At 75.9% G+C, this 24,562-nt stretch carries 20 protein-coding genes; 2 read left to right on the top strand and 18 right to left on the bottom strand.

The window, feature by feature from the left end:
- Positions 1-18: 18 nt before the first annotated feature.
- The 9 genes from ACIRD3_RS24520 to bldG all read right to left on the bottom strand — a co-directional run bounded on the left by ACIRD3_RS24520 (position 19) and on the right by bldG (position 13,243).
- Positions 19-1,230, bottom strand: coding sequence for a DNA polymerase III subunit delta' (locus ACIRD3_RS24520; RefSeq protein ID WP_402220413.1), 1,212 nt, complete (start codon positions 1,228-1,230; stop codon positions 19-21).
- 198 nt (positions 1,231-1,428) lie between these two features.
- Entirely contained in the window at positions 1,429-4,950 is a 3,522-nt protein-coding gene (gene tmk / locus ACIRD3_RS24515) for a dTMP kinase (RefSeq protein WP_402220349.1), read from the bottom strand.
- Between the two features lie 285 nt (positions 4,951-5,235).
- Entirely contained in the window at positions 5,236-8,103 is a 2,868-nt protein-coding gene (gene topA, locus ACIRD3_RS24510) for a type I DNA topoisomerase (protein WP_402220346.1), read from the bottom strand.
- Between the two features lie 349 nt (positions 8,104-8,452).
- The gene (locus ACIRD3_RS24505) at positions 8,453-8,911 is read right to left on the bottom strand and encodes a DUF3592 domain-containing protein (RefSeq protein WP_402220344.1); all 459 of its coding nucleotides are present in this window, start codon (positions 8,909-8,911) and stop codon (positions 8,453-8,455) included.
- A gap of 175 nt (positions 8,912-9,086) precedes the next feature.
- A complete protein-coding gene (locus ACIRD3_RS24500) occupies positions 9,087-10,619 on the bottom strand; it encodes a methyltransferase (protein WP_402220341.1) in 1,533 nt (510 codons plus the stop codon).
- A gap of 266 nt (positions 10,620-10,885) precedes the next feature.
- Complete coding sequence (locus ACIRD3_RS24495; protein ID WP_402220338.1) at positions 10,886-11,659, bottom strand: hypothetical protein; 774 nt, start codon at positions 11,657-11,659, stop codon at positions 10,886-10,888.
- Positions 11,660-11,812: 153 nt separating this feature from the next.
- The gene (locus ACIRD3_RS24490; RefSeq protein ID WP_402220335.1) at positions 11,813-12,181 is read right to left on the bottom strand and encodes a cyclophilin-like fold protein; all 369 of its coding nucleotides are present in this window, start codon (positions 12,179-12,181) and stop codon (positions 11,813-11,815) included.
- A 141-nt stretch (positions 12,182-12,322) separates the two neighbouring features.
- Positions 12,323-12,742 (bottom strand): ATP-binding protein, encoded by a 420-nt coding sequence (locus ACIRD3_RS24485; RefSeq protein ID WP_402220333.1) that lies wholly within the window; start codon positions 12,740-12,742, stop codon positions 12,323-12,325.
- Positions 12,743-12,901: 159 nt separating this feature from the next.
- Complete coding sequence (gene bldG, locus ACIRD3_RS24480; protein ID WP_316522720.1) at positions 12,902-13,243, bottom strand: anti-sigma factor antagonist BldG; 342 nt, start codon at positions 13,241-13,243, stop codon at positions 12,902-12,904.
- A gap of 222 nt (positions 13,244-13,465) precedes the next feature.
- Between bldG and ACIRD3_RS24475 the strand changes: the two genes are divergently transcribed.
- Positions 13,466-15,925 (top strand): DEAD/DEAH box helicase, encoded by a 2,460-nt coding sequence (locus tag ACIRD3_RS24475; RefSeq protein ID WP_402220330.1) that lies wholly within the window; start codon positions 13,466-13,468, stop codon positions 15,923-15,925.
- Here the strand turns inward: ACIRD3_RS24475 and ACIRD3_RS24470 are convergent.
- From ACIRD3_RS24470 to ssd, 8 genes are read right to left on the bottom strand one after another with little or no spacing between them, the layout of a single operon-like run.
- Positions 15,920-16,453 (bottom strand): Rv3654c family TadE-like protein, encoded by a 534-nt coding sequence (locus ACIRD3_RS24470; protein ID WP_402220327.1) that lies wholly within the window; start codon positions 16,451-16,453, stop codon positions 15,920-15,922. The genes ACIRD3_RS24475 and ACIRD3_RS24470 overlap by 6 nt on opposite strands.
- Positions 16,441-16,878, bottom strand: a complete 438-nt coding sequence (locus ACIRD3_RS24465) for a TadE family type IV pilus minor pilin (RefSeq protein WP_402220324.1) — start codon at positions 16,876-16,878, stop codon at positions 16,441-16,443. The genes ACIRD3_RS24470 and ACIRD3_RS24465 overlap by 13 nt, the downstream gene beginning before the upstream one ends.
- Positions 16,868-17,140 carry a DUF4244 domain-containing protein gene (locus tag ACIRD3_RS24460; protein WP_402220322.1) on the bottom strand — a complete coding sequence of 91 codons (273 nt, stop codon included), beginning with the start codon at positions 17,138-17,140 and terminating at the stop codon, positions 16,868-16,870. Before ACIRD3_RS24460 ends, ACIRD3_RS24465 begins: the two co-directional genes overlap by 11 nt.
- A 55-nt stretch (positions 17,141-17,195) precedes the next feature.
- The gene (locus ACIRD3_RS24455) at positions 17,196-17,978 is read right to left on the bottom strand and encodes a type II secretion system F family protein (protein ID WP_402220319.1); all 783 of its coding nucleotides are present in this window, start codon (positions 17,976-17,978) and stop codon (positions 17,196-17,198) included.
- The gene (locus ACIRD3_RS24450) at positions 17,978-19,003 is read right to left on the bottom strand and encodes a type II secretion system F family protein (RefSeq protein ID WP_402220317.1); all 1,026 of its coding nucleotides are present in this window, start codon (positions 19,001-19,003) and stop codon (positions 17,978-17,980) included. Before ACIRD3_RS24450 ends, ACIRD3_RS24455 begins: the two co-directional genes overlap by 1 nt.
- Before the next feature lie 24 nt (positions 19,004-19,027).
- The gene (locus ACIRD3_RS24445) at positions 19,028-19,168 is read right to left on the bottom strand and encodes a hypothetical protein (RefSeq protein ID WP_402220314.1); all 141 of its coding nucleotides are present in this window, start codon (positions 19,166-19,168) and stop codon (positions 19,028-19,030) included.
- Complete coding sequence (locus ACIRD3_RS24440; protein ID WP_402220312.1) at positions 19,165-20,523, bottom strand: TadA family conjugal transfer-associated ATPase; 1,359 nt, start codon at positions 20,521-20,523, stop codon at positions 19,165-19,167. Before ACIRD3_RS24440 ends, ACIRD3_RS24445 begins: the two co-directional genes overlap by 4 nt.
- The gene (gene ssd, locus ACIRD3_RS24435; protein WP_402220309.1) at positions 20,523-21,647 is read right to left on the bottom strand and encodes a septum site-determining protein Ssd; all 1,125 of its coding nucleotides are present in this window, start codon (positions 21,645-21,647) and stop codon (positions 20,523-20,525) included. Before ssd ends, ACIRD3_RS24440 begins: the two co-directional genes overlap by 1 nt.
- 837 nt (positions 21,648-22,484) lie before the next feature.
- Between ssd and ACIRD3_RS24430 the strand changes: the two genes are divergently transcribed.
- The gene (locus ACIRD3_RS24430; protein ID WP_402220410.1) at positions 22,485-23,282 is read left to right on the top strand and encodes an HAD family hydrolase; all 798 of its coding nucleotides are present in this window, start codon (positions 22,485-22,487) and stop codon (positions 23,280-23,282) included.
- A 345-nt stretch (positions 23,283-23,627) separates the two neighbouring features.
- Here ACIRD3_RS24430 and ACIRD3_RS24425 read toward each other — a convergent pair whose 3' ends face one another.
- Positions 23,628-24,518, bottom strand: coding sequence for an oxidoreductase (locus ACIRD3_RS24425; RefSeq protein WP_402220307.1), 891 nt, complete (start codon positions 24,516-24,518; stop codon positions 23,628-23,630).
- Positions 24,519-24,562: the final 44 nt, after the last annotated feature.

Below are 24,562 nucleotides of genomic sequence, written 5' to 3'. Positions count from 1 at the left end.
CGACGCCACCCGGGCGGCTCAGCCCGCGCGCAGCGCCACCGTCATCGCCTCGACCGCGAGCAACGGGTCCACGTTGCGGTCCAGCGCCTGGCGGCAGGCCAGCACCGCCTCGATCCGGCGCAGCGTGCCCTCCGCCGGGCCGGCCTGGGCGACCCGGTTCAGCGCCGGCCGCTGGTCCTCGTTGGCGAGCGCGCCGGTCGAGCCGAGCTGGATCGCGAGTACGTCCCGGTAGAAGCCGAGCAGGTCGAGCAGGGCGACGCCGAGGGTCTCCCGACGGGTGCGGGTGGCGCGGCTCTTCTGCCGCTTCTCCAGCTCCTTGACCGCCCCGGCCATGCCGCGCGGCGCCTTGCCGCCCTCGGACGCGCCGTAGGCGGCCTTGAGGTCGTCGGTCTCCTTGGCGTCCTGGGTCTCGGCGAGCGCCTCGGCGTCGGCCTTGGCGGTGTCGACCAGGCGCTGGGCGGCGGCCAGGCAGCCGCCGATGTCGCCGACCTCCAGCGGGATCCGCAGCACCTCCGCCCGACGGCTGCGGGCCTGCTCGTCGACGGCGAGGCGGCGCGAGCGCTCGATGTCGCCCTGCCCGGCGAGCGCGGCGAGCCGGGCGGTCTCCGGGTCCACGCCGTCGCGGCGGACCAGCTGGTCGGCGACCGCCTCGGCGGCGGGGGTGCGCAGCACCAGGAGGCGGCAGCGCGAGCGGATGGTCGGCAGCACGTCCTGGACGGAGGGCGCGCAGAGCAGCCACACGGTGCGCGGGGAGGGCTCCTCGACGCCCTTGAGCAGCGCGTTCGCGGCGGCCTCGGTGAGCCGGTGGGCGGCGTCCACGAGGATCACCGACCAGCGGCCGCCGGTCGGGTAGCTGGAGGCGCGCAGCACCAGGTCCCGCATGTCGCCGACACCGATCGACAGGCCGTCGGTCCGGACGTACTTCACGTCGGCGTGGCTGCCGGCCAGCACGGTGTGGCAGCCGTCGCAGAACCCGCAGCCGGGCGTGCCGCCCAGCGCGAGGTCGGGGCTGGTGCACTGGAGGGCGGCGGCGAAGGAGCGCGCCGCGGTGACCTGCCCGGCCCCGGGCGGCCCGGTGAACAGCCAGGCGTGCGTCATCAGGGAGGCGTTCCCGCCCTGGTCCGGGGCCGCCCCGCGACCGGCCTCGACCGTCGCCCCGGCCGCCCGGGCGGCCGCGGTCAGCTGCTCGACCACCCGCTCCTGGCCCACCAGGTCGTCCCAGACGGCCACTGCTGCTCCCAAGCTCCGTACGGCAGCGCCCGCAGCGCCTCTTCCCCGCCGTCGAGCATACGTCTCCACCCCGACACCCATTGCTCCGTCCGGGTCACGGCGGACGGCGGCGGGAGGGTGGAGGCACCCGTGTGACGGCCACAGCACGGCGGCGCCGCCGGGGATCCACCCCGACGGCGCCGCCCGCCCCGTGTCCGGTCAGCCCCGGCGGCCCCAGCGACGGCCCTTGCCCTTGCCTTCGCCCTTGCCGCCCTCACCCGGGTCCGCACCGCTCTGCGGGGCGCCCTGCGACGGGCCGCCCTGCACCGGGCCGCCGTGCTCCCAGCGCGCCCACTCGTCGTGCGAGCCGAGCAGGGTGTCGGTGAGGCTCGGAAGATCGTCCATCGGCGTCTCCTCGGCCCACTCCGGCCGCGGCCGCTCGACGGTCGGCTGCGCCTGCGCCTCGGCATGCTGCTCCGGCCGGGCCTGCTGCTGCCCGGCCTGCGGCCGCTGCCGCGGGTGCGGCTGCGGGTGCGGCTGCGGGTGCGGCTGCGGCTGCGGCTGCGGCTGCACCGGGGGCTGCTGCCGCGGCTGAGCCGTCGGCGCCCCGCCGACCACCGGCAGCTCGCGCGTGCCGTCCACCGGGCGGCCCGACTCGACCCGGGGCAGCACCTCGGTCCGGTCGGCCTCCGCCGGGACCTTCGGCAGCACGGCGGTCTCGTCCACCGCCGACGCGGGCACCACCGGCAGCTTGGCGGTCTCGTCCACCGCGCCCGCGGCCCCGGCCGCCTCGCGCGCCTCCGCGGTCCCCGCCGCCCGGGCGGCGGACTGCCGGTCGCGCAGCGACAACTCGCGGGTCGCCTCGTCCCCGAGCCCCTCCGCCGAATCCCGCGGAGCGTCCTGCCCTGGCGATGCCTGAGCCGACGGGCCCTGCCCAGCCGTGCCCTGCCCAGGAGCGCCCTTCGGGGTCTCCCGGACCGCCCGCAGCTCCGTGGTCACGTCGTCCCCGGCCGCCGGTCGCCCGCCGGCCCGGTCCGCCGCCGTCTCGGCCGCCGCAGCCGCGGCCGCCAGCGCGGCGGCCTGCGCCAGCCGGGCCTCCTCGGCCCGCTGCAGCGCCTCCTCCGCCCGGCGGCGCTGCTCCTCGCGGGCGAGCTCGCGCTGCCGCTGCAGCTCCGCCTGGGCGGCCGCCTCGTCGGCGATCCGCTTGCGCTCGGCGGCCTCGGCCGCCAGCCGCGCCTCCTCGGCGGCGCGCAGCTCGGCCTCCTCGGCGGCGCGGCGCTCGGCCTCTTCCGCCGCCCGGCGGCGGGCCTCCTCCTCGGCCTTGCGCCGGGCCTCGGCGGCGGCCCGCTCGGCCTCCTCCTTGGCCAGCCGCTCCTTCTCCGCCTGCTCGGCGCGCAGCTGCGCCAGCAGCTCCTGCCGCTTGCGCTCGGCGGCCTCCTCCTCGGCCCTCTTGCGGGCCTCCTCGGCGGCGCGGCGCTCGGCCTCCTCGCGGGCGAGGCGCTCCTGCTCGGCGCGGGCGGCCTTCTCCTGCTCGGAGAGCGGCAGCTCGCGGTCGAGCCGGTGCCGGATGGCGGTGGTGACGAAGCCGGGGGCCTGGCTGCCGTCGACGACCAGGTAGCGCGCCGGGTCGGCGGCCGCGAGGGCGAGGAAGCCGGCCCGGACCCGCTGGTGGAACTCGGTGGGCTCGGACTCCAGCCGGTCCAGCGCCTCGGTGAACCGCTCCCGCGCCCGGGTGGGGTCGACGTCCAGGACGACGGTCAGGTCGGGCAGCAGTCCGCCGGTGGCCCAGCGGGAGATCCGGGCGACCTCGGTCGCGGCCAGGTCGCGTCCGGCGCCCTGGTAGGCGATGGAGGAGTCCATGTACCGGTCGGTGATCACCACGGCGCCGCGGGCGAGGGCCGGACGGATGACGTTCTCGACGTGCTCGGCGCGGTCGGCGGCGTAGATCAGCGCCTCGGCGCGGTGCGACAGGCCGGTGTTGCCGACGTCCAGGACGAGACCGCGCAGCCGCTGGCCGACCGGGCTGCCGCCGGGCTCGCGGGTGAGCACGACCTCGTGCCCCTTGCCGCGGATCCACTCGGCGAGCGCCTGGGCCTGGGTGGACTTGCCGGCGCCGTCGCCGCCCTCCAGGGCGATGAAGAAGCCGGTGCCCGCGCCCCGGTGCGGCACCGGGCCGGCGGCGCCGCGCACCGCGTCCACCAGGTCCCGGCCGAACGGCACCGTGCCGCGGCGGTCGTCGGTGCGCAGCAGCACGACGGCGGCGAGCACCAGCGTGAGCAGCCCCGCGGTGGCGACGGCCAGCGCCGCGCCGCCGTGGATGAAGGTGAAGGAGCCGGGCTCGACGGTGCCGTACTCGACGTCCCCGTAGGCGGCGGCGATCAGCGGGACGACGACCAGCGCGGCGGCGACCACGGTCCGCAGCACCGCGAACAGGTGCTCGGTGACCTTCGGCAGCCGGGCCTCCTCGACCTCCTGGCCGAGCAGGGTCCGGCCGGTCGAGATGACGATCCCGGCGGCCAGCGCGGCCAGCACGGTGAGCAGCAGGACGAGGACGTAGTCCAGCACCAGCCCGGCCAGGATCAGCGCGACGCCCTCGGTGAGCAGCGCCAGCGCCAGCAGCCGGCGGCGGGAGAGCGAGGGCAGGGTGGCCCGGGTGAGCCTGGCGCCGAGGGCGGGGGTCCCGGTGGCGGCGAGCACGATCAGGCCGTAGCCGATCGGCCCGGCCCGGTGCTCGACGGCGGTGAGCAGCGCGAGCGCGGCGACGCCCGCCATCGAGGCGAAGCCGGCCGCGACGGCGAAGGTGAAGTAGGGGGCGCTGCCGGTGCGGCCCTTGCCGAGGGCGGGCCCGGGGGTCGCGTCGGTCGGGGCGCGCAGGCCCTGCAGCGGGGAGACCGGGGCGACGGCCACCGGGCCGCCGGGCAGCTGCTGGAGGTAGCCGCGGGTCGCCGAGGCGGCGAACAGCCCGGCCGCGCCGAGGGCCGCGAAGGTGAGCTGGTGGGCGCGCAGCCAGTTCGAGCCGCTCGCCGCGCCGATGTTGTTGAGCAGCGTGAAGCCGACCAGGCCGACGGCCGCCAGCGGCAGGGTGACCCAGCCCGTGAAGCGGTCGATGACCCGGACGGTCTCCAGGTTGGCCGCGGCGGGCCGCTGCTCGGCGGCCGGGGCGTAGGGGTTCGCGGGCGGCAGCAGACCGGGGACGGCGGCGGCCTTGGCGATCCCCCAGACCCGCTCGGCGGCACCGGTGACGAACACGGTGGCGAGCAGGACGTAGGTCGCGGCACCGGAGGGCTTCGAGCCGGAGCCCAGCCAGACGCTCCACCAGGGTGCGAGGCCGATCAGCAGGACGCGCAGCACGTCGGCGCCGAACATCGTCCAGCGCCGGTCCAGCGTGCCCGCGACCAGCCGGTGCACCGGGCCGAGGAGCGCCACGCCGACCAGGCCGGTGGCCACCACCCGGACGGCGAGGACCGCGGCGACGGCGAAGGCGAGACTGCGCGGCAGGTCGCCGAACCGGCCGCCCTGGGCGGCGGCGATCACGGTGAGCGCGAGCAGCACCAGCAGGCCGAGCCGGTCGGCGGCGCCGCCGATCAGCTGGGTGGTCCACAGCCGCCGGTACGCACGTGTCCGCAGCAGCGCCCGGGCCCGGTCCGCCGGGGTCCCGGCGGGCGCGACCTCGGGCAGGTCGGGCATGGCGGCTCTGGCGGCCGGGGCGGCGCTGGGGGTGGGCTGCTCCTCGCTCGTCATACGGTCAGCGTAGCGGTCGGGCCATGGCCGGATTGTGGCGAACGGGGTTCCGGATCCGGCTCATCACCGGGTTGTGACGTTCCCCGCACAGATCCGCGCGCGGATCCCCGCACGCCTCCCCGCGCCGCCCCCAGCGCAGGCCGGGACCCGCCGCCGATCCCACCCCGGCCACCCCCGGCCACCCCCGGCCACCCCCGGCCGCCCCCGACGGCCCCCGGCCGCCCCCGGAGGAACCGCGGGCCCGCACCCCCTCGGGAGTGCGGGCCCGCTGCCACCGTCGGAGGATCAGCCCTCGTCGGTGGCCGTGGTCTTGCTCGCGGCCGTCTTCTTGGCCGCCGTCTTCTTCGCCGCCGCCGTCTTGGTGGTGGTCTTCTTGGCGGCGGTCTTCTTCGCGGCCGCGGTCTTGGTCGCCGCCGACTTGGTCGCCGTCGCCTTCTTGGCCGCCGTCTTCTTCGCCGGGGCCTTCTTCGCCGCCTTCTTCACCGGCCCGCGCGCCCGCTTCTCGGCGAGCAGCTCGTAGCCGCGCTCCGGCGTGATGGTCTCGACGTCGTCGTCCTTGCGGAGCGTCGCGTTGGTCTCGCCGTCGGTCACGTACGGGCCGAATCGGCCGTCCTTGACCACCACCGGACGCTCGCTGACCGGGTCGGTGCCCAGCTCCTTGAGCGGCGGGGCGGCGGCGGCCCGGCCGCGCTGCTTGGGCTGGGCGTAGATCGCCAGCGCCTCGTCGAGGGTGATCGTGAAGAGCTGGTCCTCGCTGGTGAGCGAGCGGGAGTCGGTGCCGCGCTTGAGGTACGGGCCGTAGCGGCCGTTCTGCGCGGTGATCTCGGCGCCCTCGGGGTCCGTGCCGACCACGCGCGGCAGCGAGAGCAGCCGCAGCGCGTCCTCCAGGGTGACGGTGTCCAGCGACATCGTCTTGAACAGCGAGGCGGTGCGCGGCTTCACCGCGTTCTTGCCGGTCTTGGGCGTGCCCTCGGGCAGGATCTCGGTCACGTACGGGCCGTAGCGCCCGTCCTTGGCCACCAGCATGTTGCCGCTGACCGGGTCCGGCCCGAGCTCGAAGTCGCCGCTGGGCTTGGCCAGCAGTTCCTCGGCCAGCTCGACGGTGAGCTCGTCCGGCGGCAGGTCGTCCGGGATGTCGGCGCGCCGGCCGGGCTCTCCCTCGACGGCGGAGGCGCGCTCGACGTACGGGCCGTAGCGGCCGACCCGCAGGGTGAGGTCGTCGCTGATCCGGAACGAGCTGATCTCCCGGGCGTCGATCGCGCCGAGGTCGGTGACCAGTTCCTTCAGGCCGCCCAGGTGGTCGCCGTCGCCGTTGCCGGCCTCGGCGGCGCCGCCGGTGGCGTGGCCCTCGCCCTCGCCGAAGTAGAAGCGCTTCAGCCACGGCACGGACTGCGCCTCACCGGCGGCGATCCGGTCGAGGTCGTCCTCCATCTTGGCGGTGAAGTCGTAGTCGACCAGCCGGCCGAAGTGCTTCTCCAGCAGGTTGACCACGGCGAAGGAGAGGAAGGAGGGGACGAGCGCCGTCCCCTTCTTGAACACGTACCGGCGCTGGATGATCGTGTCGATGATCGACGCGTAGGTGGAGGGGCGGCCGATCTCCCGGTCCTCCAGCTCCTTGACCAGCGAGGCCTCGGTGTAGCGGGCCGGCGGCTTGGTGGCGTGGCCCTCCGGGGTGATCCGCTCGGCGGCCAGCGGGTCGCCCTGGGCGACCTGCGGCAGCCGGCGCTCGCGGTCGTCGAGCTCGGCGTTCGGGTCGTCGGCGCCCTCGACGTAGGCCTTGAGGAAGCCGTGGAAGGTGATGATCTTGCCAGAGGCGGAGAACTCGACGTCCCGGCCGTCGGCCGAGGTGCCACCGACCCGGACGGTGACGGACTGGCCGACGGCGTCCTTCATCTGGGAGGCGACGGTGCGCATCCAGATCAGCTCGTACAGCCGGAAGTCGTCGCCGGTCAGGCCGGTCTCGGCGGGGGTGCGGAAGCGGTCGCCGGAGGGGCGGACGGCCTCGTGCGCCTCCTGCGCGTTCTTGACCTTGCTGGCGTAGGTGCGCGGGGCGTCCGGCAGGTAGTCGGCGCCGTACAGCTGGGTGACCTGGGCGCGGGCGGCCGCGACCGCGGTGTCCGACAGCGTCGTGGAGTCGGTGCGCATATAGGTGATGAAGCCGTTCTCGTACAGCTTCTGGGCCACCTGCATGGTCCGTTTGGCGCCGAAGCCCAGCTTGCGGCTGGCCTCCTGCTGGAGCGTGGTGGTGCGGAACGGCGCGTACGGCGAGCGGCGGTAGGGCTTGGACTCGACGCTGCGGACGCTGAACGCGGCCTGCTCCAGGGCGGCGGCCAGCTGCCGGGCGGCCTGCTCGTCCAGGTGCAGGGTGTTGGTGCTGCCGGCCTTCAGCTGCCCGTCGGAGCCGAAGTCGCGGCCGCTGGCGATCCGCTTGCCGTCGACCGAGGCGAGCCGGGCGCCGAAGGTCTCCGGGTTGGCGGCATCGGCCGGGGTGCGGCCGGTGCCGAAGGTACCGACCAGGTCCCAGTACGAGGCGGTGCGGAAGGCCATCCGCTCGCGCTCGCGCTCGACCACCAGCCGGGTGGCCACGGACTGCACGCGGCCCGCCGACAGCTTCGGCATGACCTTCTTCCACAGCACCGGCGAGACCTCGAAGCCGTAGAGGCGGTCGAGGATGCGCCGGGTCTCCTGGGCGTCGACCAGACGCTGGTTCAGCTCGCGCGGGTTGGCCACGGCCTCCTGGATCGCGGACTTGGTGATCTCGTGGAACACCATCCGGTGCACCGGCACCTTGGGCTTGAGCACCTGCTGCAGGTGCCACGCGATGGCCTCGCCCTCGCGGTCCTCATCGGTGGCGAGGAAGAGCTCGTCGGACTCCGCGAGCAGCGACTTCAACTTGCTGACCTGGGACTTCTTGTCCGCGTTCACCACGTAGATGGGCGCGAAGTCGTGGTCGACGTCCACCCCGAGGCGGCGCACCTCGCCGGTGTACTTGTCCGGCACCTCGGCCGCGGTGCTCGGGAGGTCGCGGATGTGCCCGACGCTCGCCTCGACGATGTAGCCGGGGCCCAGGTAGCCCTTGATCGTCTTCGCCTTGGCCGGCGACTCGACAATGACGAGTCGCTGTCCGTGCGCGGTCTCGCTGCTCGGGGACACCTTCGCTCTTCTCTCCCGGTCCTTATGTGGCTGGTCGGCGCGGCAGCACGGGCTGCGCTCCGCCCGACCCCTCCACCGTCCCGGGGTCGCCGCTGCACGACACCCCACCAGCGGAGTGTGACCGTACCCCGGCCACCCTTGTCAAACGGACGGATCCCGCGTTTTCACTTGCCGGGCTCACCGACGCCACTCGAACGGTAACCCGATGACGGAGGTTCGCGCCCCGTGGAGGGCGGCCTTCGGCAGGTTCCGGAGGATGGAATGACGGATTTCAAGATCTGTCAACGGAAAATCGACGGCCCCCGCCGGAGTCCGCCGTGGCGGCCGGGGCCGTGCGCGGACCGACCGCTCAGCGGCCGACCGCGGCCAGCAGCCCGGCACCCGCCGCCAGGCAGGCCGCCCCGAGGGTGCTCCACAGCAGGTCGGTGACGGCCGGCCGGGCGATCTCCCCGGCCGCCAGGACCACCCGGCCCGGGCGCCGCGGGTCGTAGCAGATCCGCACCGACGCCCCGGGCGCGAAACGGCCCGGACGGCGCAGCGGGGTGTGCCCGCGCGGTCGGGCGAGGACCGGCCCGGCGATCCCGCACGCCCCGGCGCCGCCGACCGAGGGCGGCACCGAGAAGGAGAGCAGCGGCGCGCTGTCCAGCTGACCGTGCGCGTCGTCCTCGGCGACCACCGTGGCCACGGCCGCCACCCCGCGACGGCGCACCCGGTGGCGAAGGCGCACTTCGGCGGCGCACCAGAGCAGCAGCACGCCACCGAAGAGGGCGAGCACCAGCCCGCTCACGGTCGCCGTCGTCGTGTCCACCCCTGCCCCCGGCTCCCCAGCCCTGTCCACAGCCTGTGGACAGAGCCTCACAGCGGAGGGCCAACGGGGGGCAGCCGTTCGGAGACGGCCGGACGAACCAGGGGGTACGGGCGGGTGAACCGGGCCCGACCGGACCGCCCGGCGCCCGGGCTCCGCGGGCCCGGCACCCCGGCCGTCAGCGGACCGGCTCGATGAACCCCTGCTCGGTCAGCAGCCGCAGCGACTCCGGCACCCGGTCCCGCAGGACCACCCGGTCCTCACCGAGCAGCTGCGCGATGGCGTCCACGATGTCGCCCGCCGACAGCGTCCCGTCGCAGACGCCGACGAAGCCGGCACCCACCGTGTCCACCTTGGTGGCCCGCCGCATGCCGCGGTTGTGACGCAGGATCACGTGCTCCGGGTCCTCCGCGCCGGGCGCGCCGACCTGCTCCTGGACCACCTCGTCGGCCAGCACGTAGCGGGCGGCGAGCAGGCCCGCGTCGTCGTGCGAGCGGAGGAAGTCCTGCCGGTCGAACCAGGCCTCGATGTGCGGCCCGAGCGGCTGCTCCACCGGGTGCGGCCACTCCTCGACCCGGACGGTCGGGCGCTCGGCGCCGCTCGCCCGCAGGGTGATCCACCCCATGCCGACGCCCTCGACCCCGCCCGCCTCGAAAGCGTCCAGCCACTCGCCGTAGCGGGCCTGGTAGTCGCCGCCGGGGCCACGGTGGTCACCGCCGTCGCGCAGCCACAACTCGGCGTACTGGGCGACGTCCTGGACCTCGCGCTGGACGACCCAGGCGTCCAGGCCGGTGCCGGCGACCCAGCCGGCCAGCCGTTCCCGCCAGTCCTCGCCCTTGACGTGCTGCCAGTTGGCGAGCAGCTGGCAGTAGCCGCCGGGCTCCAGGTGGTCGGCGGCCGAGCGGACCAGGTTGCGGCACAGGTCGTCGCCGGCCATGCCGCCGTCGCGGTAGGTGAACCGGCCGGCCGGCGAGATGACGAACGGCGGGTTGGAGACGATCAGGTCGAACCTGCGCTCCCCGACCGGCTCGAAGAGGCTGCCGGCGAGCACCTCGGTGTGGTCGAACCCGGACAGTGCCAGGGTCAGTTCGGTGAAGCGCAGCGCGCGCGGGTTGAGGTCGGTGGCGGTGACGGTGCCCGCGTGCCGGGCCGCGTGCAGCGCCTGCACGCCGGAGCCCGCGCCGAGGTCCAGCGCGGCCCGGACCGGTCGGCGCACGGTGATGTTGGCGAGCGTGGTGGAGGCGCCGCCGACGCCCAGCACCAGGTCCTTGCGGTCCACCCCGTGCGCGGTCTCACCGGAGCCGATGCCGCCCGCGCCACCCACCGCGCAGCCCAGGTCGGAGACCACCCAGGCGTCCGAACCGGGCATCCCGGCGACCTCGTTGGCGTACGGCCGGACGTCGACGGTGGCGCGCACCAGGTCCCCGTCCGGGCGCAGCCAGCCGTCCGCCAGGCAGTCCTCCACCGGCAGCGCGGCGGCGGCCGCCCGGTACGGCACCGGCTGCTGCAGCAGGAACAGCCGCACCAGCGTCTCCAGCGGGCTGCCGCCGCGCGTCGCGCGCAGGGCCGGGACCACCTCGCTACGAGCCAGCGCCGAGTATCCGGCGGGCCCGAGCAGGTCCAGGCACCCGTCGGCGGTGAACGAGGCGGCGAGCAGCGCCTCGCGCAGCTTGGCGAGGCGGGTCGGGTCGAGAACGGGGCTACTGATCACCCCGCCATTGTCCCCCGCCGGTCCCCACCGCCCGCCTCCGGCCGGGCCCGCCGACCAGGAGCCTCCGGCGGGACCCGAACCGGCCTGCACGCCCCCGTCGGGCCCCGCGCGCCCGGTGGTGAACGTTCGGGCCCCCTACGGCGTGTCCGACGATTCCCGCCGGGCGCAGTGGCTCCCTCCTCCGCCTTGCGATGCACGCACCCCGACGCCGCGCGCCGATCCGACGCGATGTGCCGGACGCGTCCTACGGCGGTGCGCCGGGCCGGTCAGCTCGCGCTGGGCGCCGGGGTGGCGGGGGTGGTGCCCGGAGCGGCCGGAGTGGTGGCGCCGGCGGCCGGGTTCGCGGTGTCGGTCGCGCCGGGCGCGGGGGTGGTGGCGGGGGCACCCGGGGTGCCCGTCGCGCCGGCGGGCGCCGGGGCTCCGCTCGCGCCGGGGGTCGCGCCCCCGGTCGCGCCTCCGCTCGGGGCGGTGGTCGGGGCGGCGGCCGGGGCGGAGGCCGGCGAGGGCTTGCAGCCCTCCTGCTTGGCCATCGCGGCTCCGAGGTCGCCGTGCTGCAGCTTGCTCTGCGCCTGGGTGGAGAGCGAGGACAGCTGCTGCAGCTGGTCCCCGACGCTGCGCAGCGCGTCGGCGAACTTCGACTGGTCGGTGGTGGGCAGCGCGTCCAGCTTCTTCTGGACCTCCTGGTAGCCGTCGGCCGCCTTCTTCAGCTCGTCGACGGTGTCCTTCTGCAGGGCCGCGCCGTCCTTCACCTTGGGCGCACCGGCCGCGTCGATGGCGGTCGCGATGTCCTGGTTGGTCTTGACCAGCCGTCCGATGTCCGTGGAGAGCCGCTTCTGCAGGTCGGCCGGGGTCTCGCCGGTCTTCACCTGGGCGGTGTCGGCGAGCGCGGTCTGGGCCTGGGCGATCGGGTCCTTGGCCGCGCCGCAGACGCTCGACGCCCAGGACTCCAGCTGCTTGCTGTTGTCGTCGCCGCCGCAGCCGACGGCGCCGAACGCCAGCAGCACGCCGAGGGCGGGTACGGCCAGCAGTCGCTTGTTCACCGGGAGGAGCCTTTCGGTTCGGTCGTCATCGGTCGTCGAACCTACACGGCCGTCGTCCGCCCGACGGTTCCCGGATCCCGCCTCCGGCCTCCGGCCCGCACCCGGCTCCCGCCGCGCCCGCCCACCCGGCCCCGGGCCCGTCCCGGCGCCGGCTCAGGCCCGCTCGACCCGGATCGGATCGCCCGGCCGGACGGTGCGCAGCACCCCGGCGTCCCCGTCCAGCGCGCCCAGGATGTTGCAGGGGCCGGCCAGCCGGCACTCGCCGTCACGCGAGATCGGCGTCGGCCCGTACGGCAGCGCGAGGCTGTCGCCGTCGGTCCAGAAGGCGACCGTGCCCGGCTCGACGACCTGTCGGGCGCCGTCCTCGCGCGGCACGCTGACGGGCGTGCCGAAGTAGACCTCCTCGCCCCAGGTGCTCGCCGACGAGCTGATCGGCAGCTCCGCCCAGAGCGCCTCGGTGGTGGGAGTGGTGGTCAGCGTGGCGGTCGCCTGCCCGGCCGGCCACAGAATGCGAATCCGCATGGACTTCCTCTTCCGCGACGGGATCCGATCAGCGATCGGACCCGGTCGTGCCGGAAGCAGCGAACCGCCACGCTCAACAGTTTGTCAACGCGCGCCCGAGGGGCGGACCTGCCGCCCGCACCGAATCACCCGGCGGGGTCCTCAAACCGCGACGGAGGCGACGGAAACCGGCCAGCTCATCCGGATCAGGCCACCACCCGTACCGTCGGTGACCTCCAGGTCCTCGACCAGGCCGGTGATCACGGCGAGCCCCAGGGTGTCCTCCTCCGGCTCGCCGCCCTCGGCGGCGCCCGAGGCCGGGACGGCGGCAGGGCCGGCCTCGTCCTCGACCTCGATGAGGAAACGCTTCTCCTGATCGGTCAGCGCGACCCGGACCGTGCCGCCGATGCCGCCCCGCTGGTGCAGGCCGACCGCGCGCGAGCACGCCTCACCGACCGCGAGCCGTACCTCGTCGAGCACCGACTCGTCGACCCCGGCCCGTCTGGCGACGGCCGCGGCGACCAACCGGGCCGTCCGCACGTGCTCGGGAAGCGCGCTGAATCGAAGTTCGACGGTTGCCATCTCTCCCCCTCGGGGTGCTCCGACCGGGGCCGGACGTACGGCCCCTGCGGGCCGGTGGACCGGCCAGAGGCGCCCGGGACGCGCCGGGCCGCGCGGGCTCCGGGCACCCCGGACGCGAGGAACGGGGCGGGGCCGGCCACGGGGGCCGGCCCGGCCGCGTCAGTCGGTCGCCTGGACCGCGTCGTCCACCGAGGTGTGAATCGGGAAGACCTTGGTCAGGCCGGTGATGCGGAAGATCTTCAGGATGCGCTCCTGGTTGCAGACGAGGCGCAGCGAGCCCTCGTGGGCGCGCACCCGCTTCAGACCGCCCACCAGCACACCCAGGCCGGTCGAGTCGAGGAAGTCGACGCCTTCCATGTCGACGACGAGGTGGTACTTGCCGTCGTTGACGAGCTCGACCAGCTGCTCCCGCAGCTTCGGGGCGGTGTACACATCGATCTCGCCGCCAACCTCGACGACCGTGCGATCGCCGACTGAACGGGTCGACAGGGACAGGTCCACGGAACCTCCAGCACCTTGCCTTGCTACGTCATGTGCGATCCTCGGCCGGACGGCCGCCACCGCATGGTCGCGAGCCCGGACGCGCCCAGCCAACGCGTGGCAAGCCTCAGCGCTGCGACCCACGGCCGTACGGCCGTCACGGCCACATTCAACCACCTGCGACCATGCCCGCACGATGGCTTACGACGATTCTCCGTCACGCCGGTGACACACTGGGTCCTCATGCCGCCCCGACACAGCCCGCCCGAGGCACTGCTCACGACTCTGACCACTGCTCGGGGGCGGTCCGACCGGCTCACCCATACGGAGCACCTTCCCGCCCGACCTGCGCGTTATTCACCGTGGCCCGGATCGATCCGTCCGGAGATCGTCGCGGCGGCCCGCGAGGTCGGGGTGGAACAGCCCTGGACGCACCAGGCAGAAGCGATGAACCTGGCCAAAAGCGGTCAGACCGTGGTGATCGCCACAGGCACCGCCTCGGGCAAGTCGCTGGGGTACCTGGCGCCGGTGCTCAGCGACCTGCTGGACGGCACCGAGGCCCGCAACGGCCGCGGCGCCACCGCGCTCTACCTGGCGCCGACCAAGGCCCTCGCCGCCGACCAGCGCCGCCGGGCCGCCGAACTCGCCCCGCCGAGGGTCCGCGCCGCCCTGTACGACGGCGACACCCCGCCCGAGGAACGCGAGTGGGTCCGCCAGTACGCGTCCTACGTGCTCACCAACCCCGACATGCTGCACCGGGGCATCCTGCCCGGCCACGCCCGCTGGTCCTCCTTCCTCAAGGCCTTGCGCTACGTGGTCGTCGACGAGTGCCACAGCTACCGGGGCGTGTTCGGCTCGCACGTCGCCCAGGTGCTGCGCCGGCTGCGCCGCGTCTGCGCCCGTTACGGTTCGTCACCCGCCTTCCTGCTGGCCTCCGCCACCACGGCCGACCCGGCCGCGACCGCCGAGCGCCTCACCGGCCTGCCGTCGGTGGCCGTCACCGAGGACGCCTCGCCGCGCGGCCCGATGGTCTTCGGCCTCTGGGAGCCGCCGCTGACCGAGAACGTCGGCGAGCACGGCGCGCCCGTGCGCCGCACCGCCACCGCCGAGGCGGCGCACCTGCTCACCGACCTGGTCGAGCGGAAGACCCGCACCGTCGTCTTCGTCCGCTCCCGCCGCGCGGCCGAACTCGTCGCCCTCCAGACCCAGGACCAGCTCGGCCGTCCGCTCGCCGACCGGGTGGCCGCCTACCGCGGCGGCTACCTGGCCGACGAACGCCGAGCCCTGGAACGCGCCCTGCACACCGGCCGGCTGCTCGGCCTCGCCTCCACCTCCGCCCTCGAACTCGGCGTCGACGTCTCCGGCCTCGACGCCGTCCTGATGGCCGGTTACCCCGGCACCCGGGCCTCGCTCTGGCAGCAGGCGGGCCGGGCGGGCCGCGAGGCCCAGGGCGCACTGGCCGTCCTGATCGCCCGGGACGACCCGCTGGACACCTATCTGGTGCACCACCCGGAGGCGCTCTTCGCGGCGCCCGTCGAGGCCACCGTGCTCGACCCCGACAATCCGCACGTGCTCGCCCCGCACCTGTGCGCGGCCGCCGCGGAACTCCCGCTCACCGACGCCGACCTGGAGCTGTTCGGACCCTCCACCGCCCCGCTGCTGCCGGTCCTGGAACGGCGCGGCCTGCTGCGCCGGCGCGGCGACGGCTGGTACTGGACCCGCCGCGAGCGGGCGGCGGACGCCGTGGACCTGCGCGGCAGCGGCGGCAGTCCGGTGCAGATCGTCGAGGCCGACACCGGGCGGCTGCTCGGCACGGTCGACGCCGCGGCCTCGCACACCACCGTCCACACCGGGGCCGTCCACCTCCACCAGGGCCGCACCTACCTGGTCCGGGAGCTCGACCTGGAGAACTCGGTCGCCCTGGTCGAACCGGCCGATCCGCCGTACACCACCGCCGCCCGCGACATCACCTCCATCTCCGTCCTGGACACCGACACCACGGTCGACTGGGGCGAGGGCCGGCTCAGCTTCGGCTCGGTGGAGGTGGTCAACCAGGTGGTCGGCTACCTCCGGAAGCGGATCTCCACCGGGGAGATCATGGGCGAGACCAAACTCGACCTGCCGCCCCGCACCCTGCGCACCCGGGCGGTCTGGTGGACCGTCACCGAGGACCAGCTGCTGGACGCGGAGATCCCGCCCGACCAGCTGCCCGGAGCCGCCCACGCCGCCGAGCACGCCTCGATCGGCCTGCTGCCGCTGTTCGCCACCTGCGACCGGTGGGACATCGGCGGCGTCTCCGTGCCGCTGCACCCGGACACCGGACTGCCGACCGTGTTCGTCTACGACGGCCACCCGGGCGGGGCCGGCTTCGCCGAACGCGGCTTCCAGCGGGCGGTCGAGTGGCTCACGGCCACCCGCTCGGCGATCGCCTCCTGCGAGTGCGAACGCGGCTGCCCCTCCTGCGTCCAGTCGCCCAAGTGCGGCAACGGGAACGACCCGCTGGACAAGGCGGCCGCAGTCCGGCTCCTGGACGTCCTGCTGGCCGGCGCGCCGGGAGCCGCGACGACGGAGCCCGAGGCGCCGGAGACAGAGGCACCGGAGACCGAAGCGCCGGAGACCGGGGTGGCGGAGGGCCCCGGCGCGGGCCCCGGCGCGGGCCCCGACGGCGGGGCGCCCGACGGTGGGGCACCGGGCGGTTCATGAGGCCGCCCCCGTGCCGCCCGGGGCACCGTCGAGGCCGTCCTCGGCGACGGTGACCGGGGCCCGCAGCGGCCCGGCCCGCGCCCGCCCCCGCGCCGGGCCGACCGGCAGCCGTACCGGGAGCCCGGAGACCCCCACCTCGGCCACCACCTCGACGGCGTCCGCCGACCGGTCCGCCGCGCAGGACACCAGGCGGGCGCCCTGCGCGGCGGCGATCCCCGCGGCCCGGGCGCAGCCGCCGTCCGGATCCAGCAACAGCCGGTCCGCCGCCGCGAGGGCCGCGAGGTCGGCGGCGGACTCGGCGCGGTGGCGGGCGGCGACCACCGAGCCGACCGCGAGCGTCGCGGCGAACACCGCCGTACCCAGCGCCGCGAGGGCGAGCAGCCAGACCGTCGCGGACCCGGCGTCCGGCCCCCGCCCCACCGCGGCCGCCCGTCCGGTACGGACCCGGGCCACCCGCTCGGCCGCCGACCGCAGCCGCTCCACACCCGTCCGGAGGGTCCGGCGGGTCCAGCGGGTCAGGAGGGCCATCGCCCGCCACCTCTCTCCGCCGTTCCCCCCAGCACGTCCTCCCGTGCCGCCACGGCCGCCGCGCCGACCCGTACCGCGAGGAGGCCGCCGAGCCGGCCGGGCGCCGCGCACGGCGCCTCGACGTCCACCCGCACCGTGTCGGCCGCCGGTTCGACCCGGACCCGCGCACCCACCGGGGCAGCCGCGCGGGCGAGTTCGGCGGCGTCCGTGTCCCCGCGCGCGGCCGCCCTGGCCCCGACCCGGGCGGCGTCCACGCAGCGGATCTGCGCGGCCGCCGCCAGCACGCCCCAGATCAGCATCGCCGCGAGCAGGACGAGCGCGGGCAGGACCACCGCCGTCTCCGCCGTGACGAAGCCGCCGTCACCACGCCGCCCCGGCCGCCACGGGCACGCCCGGCGGGCGCGCCCCACACGATCAGGTCGCATGGAGCGCCCGTTGGAGCATGTCGGTCAGTGCGCCGGTGATGGCCTCGCTGGTCACCACCTTGTACAGCCCGGCCGCGAGGGCGCAGGCGCCCAGCGTGCCGACGGCGTACTCGGCCGTGGTCATCCCGGCGTCCGACCGGGCCCGCCCGCGGGCCACCCCGCGCACCCGGCAGGCCGCCCAGCGGCTCCTGCGCCGCCACGCCCCGAGCAGTCGCCGGAGCGGTCGCCCGTCGGCGGGCCTGAGCGCGATCACTGCGGTCATGGAACTCTCCTGTCTCTCGTGTCTCTCGGTTGTTCTCATTTCGCGTCGCCCGCGGTCACATCGCCCGGGCGAAGCCGCCGGCGAGGCCGACGACCACCGGCACGACGCCGATCAGGACGAAGGCCGGCAGGAAGCAGAGCCCGAGCGGCGCGGTGGCGAGCACCGCGGCCCGGCGGACCCTGGTGTGGGCCGCGCGGGCGGCCGCCGTCCGCTGGCCCTGGGCCAGGCCGACCAGCGGCCCGGCCGCCGGGGTGCCGCTCAGGCTCGTCCGCGCCAGGCAGCGCGCCAACGGCGCCAGCGACGGGTGCCGCTCCCCCAATCGGTTCCAGCACAGCTCCGGCGGTGCGCCGAGGGCCAGTTCGGCCCCGATCGCCACCAGCCGGGGCCCCATCGGCGCGTCCACGCTCCGGCCGACCGCCGACACCGCCTCGGAGGGCAGCGCCGCCGACCCGAGGCAGGCCGCCAACAGTTCGGCGCTCAGGGGGAGTTGGCGGGTCAGCAGCTCCTCCTCCAGAGCGGCCCGGCGGTCCGCCGGCGATCGCGCCCCGGCCGACCACCGATGGACACCCAGCGCCGCCAGCACCCCGACGACCAGCCCGGGACCTCCGCCCAGCAGCAGGGCCACCGCCAGCCCCGCGACGACGGCCGAGGCCGCCCGCCGCCGACGTTCGGCACGCCGGTCCGGCGGCGCCGCACGCCTCCGAGGAGCCCCCGGCGCGCCATGGACCCCGGCGAGGGCCTGCCGACGCCGCAGCCGCCCCCGCAGCAGCGTCCTCGTCCGCACCGCGGCGGCCGCCACGACCGGGAGTCCGGCCGCCGCCCACTCGACACCCCGCATCACCCGGCCCCCGTCCCCGCACCGAGTGCCCGCCTCCGCGACAGCCCGCAGATCCGTTCGCCCGTCCGCGGAGCGCGCGGCGGACCGCCGGGCGCTCGCCGGGGCTCGCCACGCCCCCGAGGAGCCTCCAGCGCGCCCCGGGCCGCCGACCGGACGATGCTCGCCGTCCAGAGCACGCCCAGCCCCTCCAGGAGGGCCCCGGCCACGAGACAGCCCAGCCCGGCCGGCGTGTGCAGCAGGACGGCCACCGGGCGGGCCCCCAGCGCCGCGCCGAGGAGCAGCCCGGCGCCCGGCAGCGCGGCCAGGACGGCGATCGTCGTCCGCGGCCCGGCCAGTTCCCCGGCGATCTCCTCCGCCAGGGCCCGCTCCCCGCGCAGCGCCTCCGCGACCCGGTCCAGCGCGGCGGCCAGCCCCGCCCCGCTGTCCGCGGCGACCCGCCAGCAGGCCGCGATGGCCGCCGCCCCACTGCCGCCCGGCAGTTCGGCCAGCAGGTGGAACGCGGCGGGCACGTCTCCGCCGTAACGGCCCGCCGCCAGCCGAGCCAGCGGCTCCTCGCCGAGCCCGCGCCGCCCGTCCGGATCGGCGGCGATCCGGGTCGTGACCAGGTGCAGCGCCTGCTCCGGCGTCGCCCCGCCGCGCAACTCCCCGGCCAGCCCGGCGCAGAGCTCCACCACGGCGGCTGCCCGCCGCCCGGCCCGCGCCGCCAGCCGCCGCCGCAACCGCCACCGGCGCAGCGGCAGGACGGCCAGGGCGGCCGCGAGCACCGGCACCGGTGAGGCGGCGGCCTGCCCGGCGGCCAACCCCACCGGCAGGGAGAGGAGTTCAGGCCCCAGGACCTCCGACAGTCGGCTCCGGCCCCGCACCGCGGGCCCCGGATCGGGCAGTCGGGCGGGAGGCCCGATGCCCGCGAGCACCAGCCCGGAACGCCGCCCGCCCGGCAGCCACCCCTGCAGCGTGCGCCACCCGGCGAGGGTGGCCAGGCACAGCACCACCGCCCAGCAGAGATCGAACCGACCCTGCGTCATGCCACTGACCTCCGCCGTCATCCGTCATCGCTCCTTCCCGCTCCGGCCGCCGAGCAGGGCCAGCGCGCCCGCGGCGCACCCGCCGAGCAGCAGGACGAAGGCGAGTTCCGCCGCCCGCACGTGCGCGCCCGCGAGCCCGGCCGCCACCACCACCGCGGCCCTCACGACGGCCCCGCCGGTCCGGGCTCGCGCCCGCTTCCGGACGACACCCCGCGCGCCGCCAGCAGCCCGACCAGCCGCTCCCAGCCCGCCCCGGGGACCAGGCCGCCCTCCGCCGGGAAGGCCACCGCGGGGGTGGTCACGGCCAGGCCGTCGCGGTCCCCGGACAGGGTGTGGATCTCCGCCACCCGGCGCCGCCCCGACCCCGGCTCCCGGACCAGGTGCACCACCACCTCCAGTGCGGCCCGCAGTTGGCTGTGCAGCGCCGGGCGGTCCAGCCCGGCGAGCGAGCCCAGGGCCTCCAGCCGCACCGGCACGTCCGCCGCCGTATTGGCGTGGACCGTGCCGCAGCCGCCTTCGTGCCCGGTGTTCAGCGCGGCCAGCAGGTCCGACACCTCGGCCCCGCGCACCTCGCCGATCACCAGCCGGTCCGGACGCATCCGCAGCGCCTGGCGTACGAGGTCCCGGAGGGTCAGCTCGCCCAGCCCCTCCTGGTTGGGCGGCCGGCTCTGCAGCCGGACCACGTGCGGGTGGGCGGGCCGCAGCTCGGCGGAGTCCTCGGCGACCACGATCCGCTCCTGCGGCCCGACCAGGCCGAGCAGCGCCGCGAGCAGCGTGGTCTTGCCCGAGCCCGTCCCGCCCGAGACGAGCAGCGACAGCCGTGCCCGGACGATGCCGGCCAGCAGCGCGGCGCCCTCCGGTGGCAGCGCCCCGCCCGCGACCAGTTCGTCGAGCGTGAACGGCCGGGGCCGGCAGACCCGCAGCGAGATGTGCGTGCAGCCGGCCGCGATCGGGGGCAGCACGGCGTGCAGCCGGGTGCCGTCCGGCAGCCGGGCGTCCACCCAGGGCCGGGCGTCGTCCAGCCGCCGCCCGGCCGCGGTGGCCAGCCGGTGGGCCAGCCGCCGCACCGCCTCGGCGTCGGTGAACCGGACTCCGGTGGCCCGGTGCAGGCCGCCGCCACGGTCGACCCACACCTCGTCCGGACCGTTCACCAGGACGTCCGTGACGTCGGGCGCCGCCAGCAGCCGGTCCAGCGGGCCCGCACCCACCAGTTCGGCGCGCAGCGAGCGCACGGTGTCCAGGACCTCGTCCCCGCCGAGCGGCGGGCGGGTGGCCCGCAGCGCGGCCGCGACCGAACCCGCAGTCGGGGCCGCACCCGACTCGGCCAGCCGCAGCCGCACCGCGTCCACCAGGGCCGCGGACCGCTGCTCGCGGGCCGTCCGGCCGTACGGGCAGGGGCCGTGCCCGGCCTGCGGCCGCTCACCGGGCGGCGGCACGCTCCGCAGCGGCCGGTGCTCCCGCGCACCGGCGCCCGGACCGGGCTCGCCACCGCGGAGGCCTGCTCTGCGCAGACGGACCATCAGTAGACACCTCCTCCGACCGCCGGCACCGGCGGCAGCACCTCGGTCAGGAAGCTCGCGCTGAAGCGCGCGAGGGGGCCGCCCTCCCGGATCCCGGGCGGGACGCCCTTCTCGACGTCCTGGGCCAGGCCCGGCTCCGGCTCCAACTCCCCCGCCAGCGGCAGCCGCAGCCCGCGGGCGATCCGCTGGGCCGGGAGCCCGCCGGGCCGGACCGGCCGCACCACGGCCCGGACGTCGCCGAGCCGCATCCGGGCCGCCGCCGCGACCCGGTCGGCGGCGGCCACCGCCCGCAGTTCGGCCGGCACCACCAGCAGCGCCAGGTCGGACTGCTCCAGCGCCTGCCCGGCCGCCGCGTCGAGGTGGCGGGGCACGTCGACCACCACCAGCCCGCCGCGCCGCCGGGAGGCGGCCAGCACGCTGCGCATCGCCTCCGGCGGCACCGTCAGGGTGTCGCTGCGGTCCCAGGACAGGCACGCCAGCGCGGAGAGCCGTTTGAGTGCCGGCAGCGCCCGGGCCAGCTCGGCCCCGCTGACCCGCCCGCGCGAGCCGGCCAGGTCGGGCCAGCGCAGCCCGCGGGCCATCTCGCCGCCGAGCAGGACGTCGAGACCGCCGCCCAGCGGATCGCCGTCGATGAGCATCGTCCGGCGGCCCGACCGCGCGGAGGTGACCGCCAGGGCACAGGCCAGCGTCGAGGCACCCGCCCCGCCCCGGCCGCCGAGCACCGCGACGGTCACCGCCGGCGGCCCGCCGCCCTCGGCCGCGTCGGCGATCCGGTCGAGCAGCCAGGCCTCGGCGTCCGGCAGGAACAGCACGTGCTCGGCGCCGAGGCGCACGGCCCTGGCCCACACACCGGGGTCGTCCAGGTCCAGCCCGAGCAGCAGCACCCCGCCCCGCCGGCCCAACTCGGCGCACCGGACGGCCTGGTCGTCCCCGACCAGGACGAGCGGGGCGCCCTCCCAGAGCTCCCGCGTCGGCGGCGCGCCGCGGATCAACCGCGGTTCGGTGCCCGCCGCGGCGCAGAGCCGCAGCAGGTGCTCGGCCAGGCCGTGGTCCTCGGTGACGACGAGCGGCCCGCCGGCCCCGGGGCCCTCGGCGGTGACGTGGTCGGCGATCGGCGTCGACATGGTGGTCTCCCCTCCGCGCCGCGGCCACCGGGGGCGGCCGCGGCGCACGTCGGACGGTTCCGGCGGACGGCCGCCCGACAGACCTCGGAGAGGAAGGGGGATGAGGCCCAGTCCGGCGACCGCCGCCGACCATCACGGTGGGGGGAGATCCGGATTCCGTCATCCACGTTCCGATTGCCTGTGGATAACTCGTGGGCTGTGGATGAAAACGTTCACCCGGGCGGGGGGTTATTCGGCGAAGAATTGACGAAAGGAGTCGCCGAGATGAACCGACGGCCCGCCGTACGGTGATCGGCGGATCTCCCGCTGATCTCCCGCCGACCTGCCGGCCGCTGTCCCGCCCCCCTGCGGACGGCCCCGAGCCGCCGATCGGAACCGGCCGTTCGCTCCTCGGCAGTCATGAGCAAACAACGACGCAGAGTGACGAAAGGGGGACGACGGACCCGGGTGTCGACACCCCCCGTACACCGTCGACGGGACCCGCGGCGATCGCGCCGCGAAGGGCTTTCAGGCCCTGAAAATGGCCCCGGACGTGCGACGACCCCCGCCGGGGGGGAGAGCGGGGGTCGTCTATCCACAGCCCGACTCGGGGGGGAGGAGCCGGACCGGGTTAGCACGGTCGCGAACGATCCGTGACTTCCATGGTGTACCCGAGCGGCCAGAAACACAAACCCGCACGCCCACGAGTACGCCGAATGGCGGGGTGTTTTGTGGTTCCCTCTATCCTCGGTTCCCGTGGACACCACCGAGAACGCCGACGACCACGCCGACGAGTCCCAGGGCGGCACCACCGGGCCCGGAGAGCTCCGCGCGCCCGTCCGCCCCCGGCCGGGCGGGCTGCGCACGGCGGCCTTCTTCGACCTCGACAAGACGATCATCGCCAAATCGAGCGCGCTGGCCTTCAGCCGCCCCTTCTACCAGGGCGGCCTGATCAACCGTCGGGCCGTACTGCGCAGTGCGTACGCCCAGTTCGTCTTCCTGGTCGGCGGCGCGGACCACGACCAGATGGAGAAGATGCGCGAGTACCTCTCCGCGCTCACCCGGGGCTGGAACGTCCAGCAGGTCCGCGAGATCGTCGCCGAGACCCTGCACAACCTGATCGACCCGATCATCTACGACGAGGCCGCCTCACTGATCGAGCAGCACCACGCGGCCGGCCGGGACGTGGTGATCGTCAGCAGCTCCGGCTCCGAAGTGGTCGAGCCGATCGGTGCGCTGCTCGGCGCGGACCACGTGATCGCCACCCGGTTGAAGGTCGAGGACGGCTGCTACACCGGCGAGATCGAGTACTACGCCTACGCCGAGAACAAGGCCGCCGCCATCCGGGAGTTGGCCGCGGTCGAGGGCTACGACCTCGCCGCTTCCTACGCCTACAGCGACTCCTCCACCGACCTGCCGCTGCTGGAGGCGGTCGGCCACCCGTCGGCCGTCAACCCCGACCGCGCGCTGCGCAAGGAGGCGCAGGCCCGGGAGTGGCCGGTGCTGGTCTTCGACAAGCCGGTGGAACTGCGGCGGCGGCTGCCGGAGTTCTCCGCTCCGAGCGGTTCGGTGCTGACCGCGGTCGCGGTCGCGGCGGCCGCCGTGACGGCCGGGGTGATCTGGTACCTGGCCCGCCGGCGGCGCCCGCTCGCCTGAGGCCCGCACCGGGCCCTTCCTGGACAAAACGGGCAATCGACACAGACTTCTCGTTTCGGGTTCCCCTTTCGCCCGAAACGCGATACAAATGAAGCACGGCCCGCGAGACCCGGTCAGGACCGAAGAGGTCAAACCGACAACGCAGTTCAGGCCCCACGGACCGCGCGTACAGATATCCGAGCACCCACATGCAGCCGACCCGCTGTCGGGCCGCCGGACCAGACGAACGGGCAGGATCCCCGTCTGATCGGCACTTCCGGTGCATGCATGGTCACCCGGTATCTGCACCAGCGGCGGCACCCAGCAGGATCAGGTGCCGCCGCATCTTCGTGCCCGCGCCCCCGCTCAGGCCATTCCGCGCTGCATCGCCTCGCAGACCGCCGTGCTCTCCCGCACGCCGAGCCGCAGCGCAGCGCCGCAGTGCGCGATCCAGGCCGCCATCCCCTCGGGCGTGCCCGCAAGGTAGCCCGCGAGGGCCCGGCGGTAGGTGCCGGTGCCGAGTTCCGCCAGGCCGACCTCGGCCGGGCAGATCGCCTTCGGGTCGAGGCCCTCGGCGATCAGCACGATCCGCTGGGCGGCCCGCGCGATCACGCCGTTGTACGCGCCGAACGGGCGCAGCGCGAGCAGTTCGCCGTGCACCACCGAAGCCACCACGAGGGCCGGCGTGCCCACGCCCTGGCCCTCCGCGCGCGCCACCAGCAGCCGGGAGAGCTGGTCGAGCCGGGCCGCGACCTCCTCCGCGCCCGGGGCGGGCGGCAGCTCGGGCAGCGGCCCGTCCGCGAGCTCGACCCGGACGCTCTCCACCGGCTCCAGGTCCAGCGGGAACAGCTCCTCGGCACCCTCCCCCGCCCGGCGCGGGCGCCCGGCGGCCGGATCGCCGTCGCCGACCGCGAGCAGGTGCAGGCGGGCCAGCACCTGGAGCGGCGAGTGCCGCCAGATGCTGAGCAGCTGGCCGGCCTCTGCGGCGATCCGCAGGGACGCGCCGACCGTACGGGCGTCGGGGTCGGCACCGAAGTCGGTGCGACGGCGGACCTCCTCCAGCGGCCAGTCGGCCCCGGCCAGGGCCGCCGAGGCGCGGGCGCCGCGCAGGGCGGACTCGGAGGTGACCTCGGCCGCGCGGCGGCGCATCACCCGGTGGCCGTAGAGCCGGTCGACGGCCTTGCGCACCTCGGCCACCGCGTCGGGCACCCCGGGGAGCTGGGCCAGCGGGGCGAGGGGATCTGTTCCAGTGCTCACCTACCCGAGAGTAATGAACGGGCCGCCCCTCCCGGAACAGCAAC

Origin of the sequence: Kitasatospora sp. NPDC093550 (assembly GCF_044764985.1) — a bacterium.
GTDB lineage: Bacteria > Actinomycetota > Actinomycetes > Streptomycetales > Streptomycetaceae > Kitasatospora.
The sequence above is the reverse complement of the archived record's forward strand: the minus strand, read 5'-3'. Positions and strand labels throughout refer to the sequence as shown.

Coding starts and splice junctions, on each gene's coding strand:
- ACIRD3_RS24470 (WP_402220327.1), bottom strand. CDS start 16,453: ATGGCCCTCCTGACCCGCTGGACCCGCCGGACCCTCCGGACGGGTGTG.
- tmk (WP_402220349.1), bottom strand. CDS start 4,950: ATGACGAGCGAGGAGCAGCCCACCCCCAGCGCCGCCCCGGCCGCCAGA.
- ACIRD3_RS24460 (WP_402220322.1), bottom strand. CDS start 17,140: ATGACCGCAGTGATCGCGCTCAGGCCCGCCGACGGGCGACCGCTCCGG.
- ssd (WP_402220309.1), bottom strand. CDS start 21,647: ATGTCGACGCCGATCGCCGACCACGTCACCGCCGAGGGCCCCGGGGCC.
- ACIRD3_RS24450 (WP_402220317.1), bottom strand. CDS start 19,003: ATGACGCAGGGTCGGTTCGATCTCTGCTGGGCGGTGGTGCTGTGCCTG.
- ACIRD3_RS24465 (WP_402220324.1), bottom strand. CDS start 16,878: ATGCGACCTGATCGTGTGGGGCGCGCCCGCCGGGCGTGCCCGTGGCGG.
- ACIRD3_RS24485 (WP_402220333.1), bottom strand. CDS start 12,742: ATGGCAACCGTCGAACTTCGATTCAGCGCGCTTCCCGAGCACGTGCGG.
- ACIRD3_RS24475 (WP_402220330.1), top strand. CDS start 13,466: ATGCCGCCCCGACACAGCCCGCCCGAGGCACTGCTCACGACTCTGACC.
- ACIRD3_RS24440 (WP_402220312.1), bottom strand. CDS start 20,523: ATGGTCCGTCTGCGCAGAGCAGGCCTCCGCGGTGGCGAGCCCGGTCCG.
- ACIRD3_RS24490 (WP_402220335.1), bottom strand. CDS start 12,181: ATGCGGATTCGCATTCTGTGGCCGGCCGGGCAGGCGACCGCCACGCTG.
- ACIRD3_RS24455 (WP_402220319.1), bottom strand. CDS start 17,978: ATGCGGGGTGTCGAGTGGGCGGCGGCCGGACTCCCGGTCGTGGCGGCC.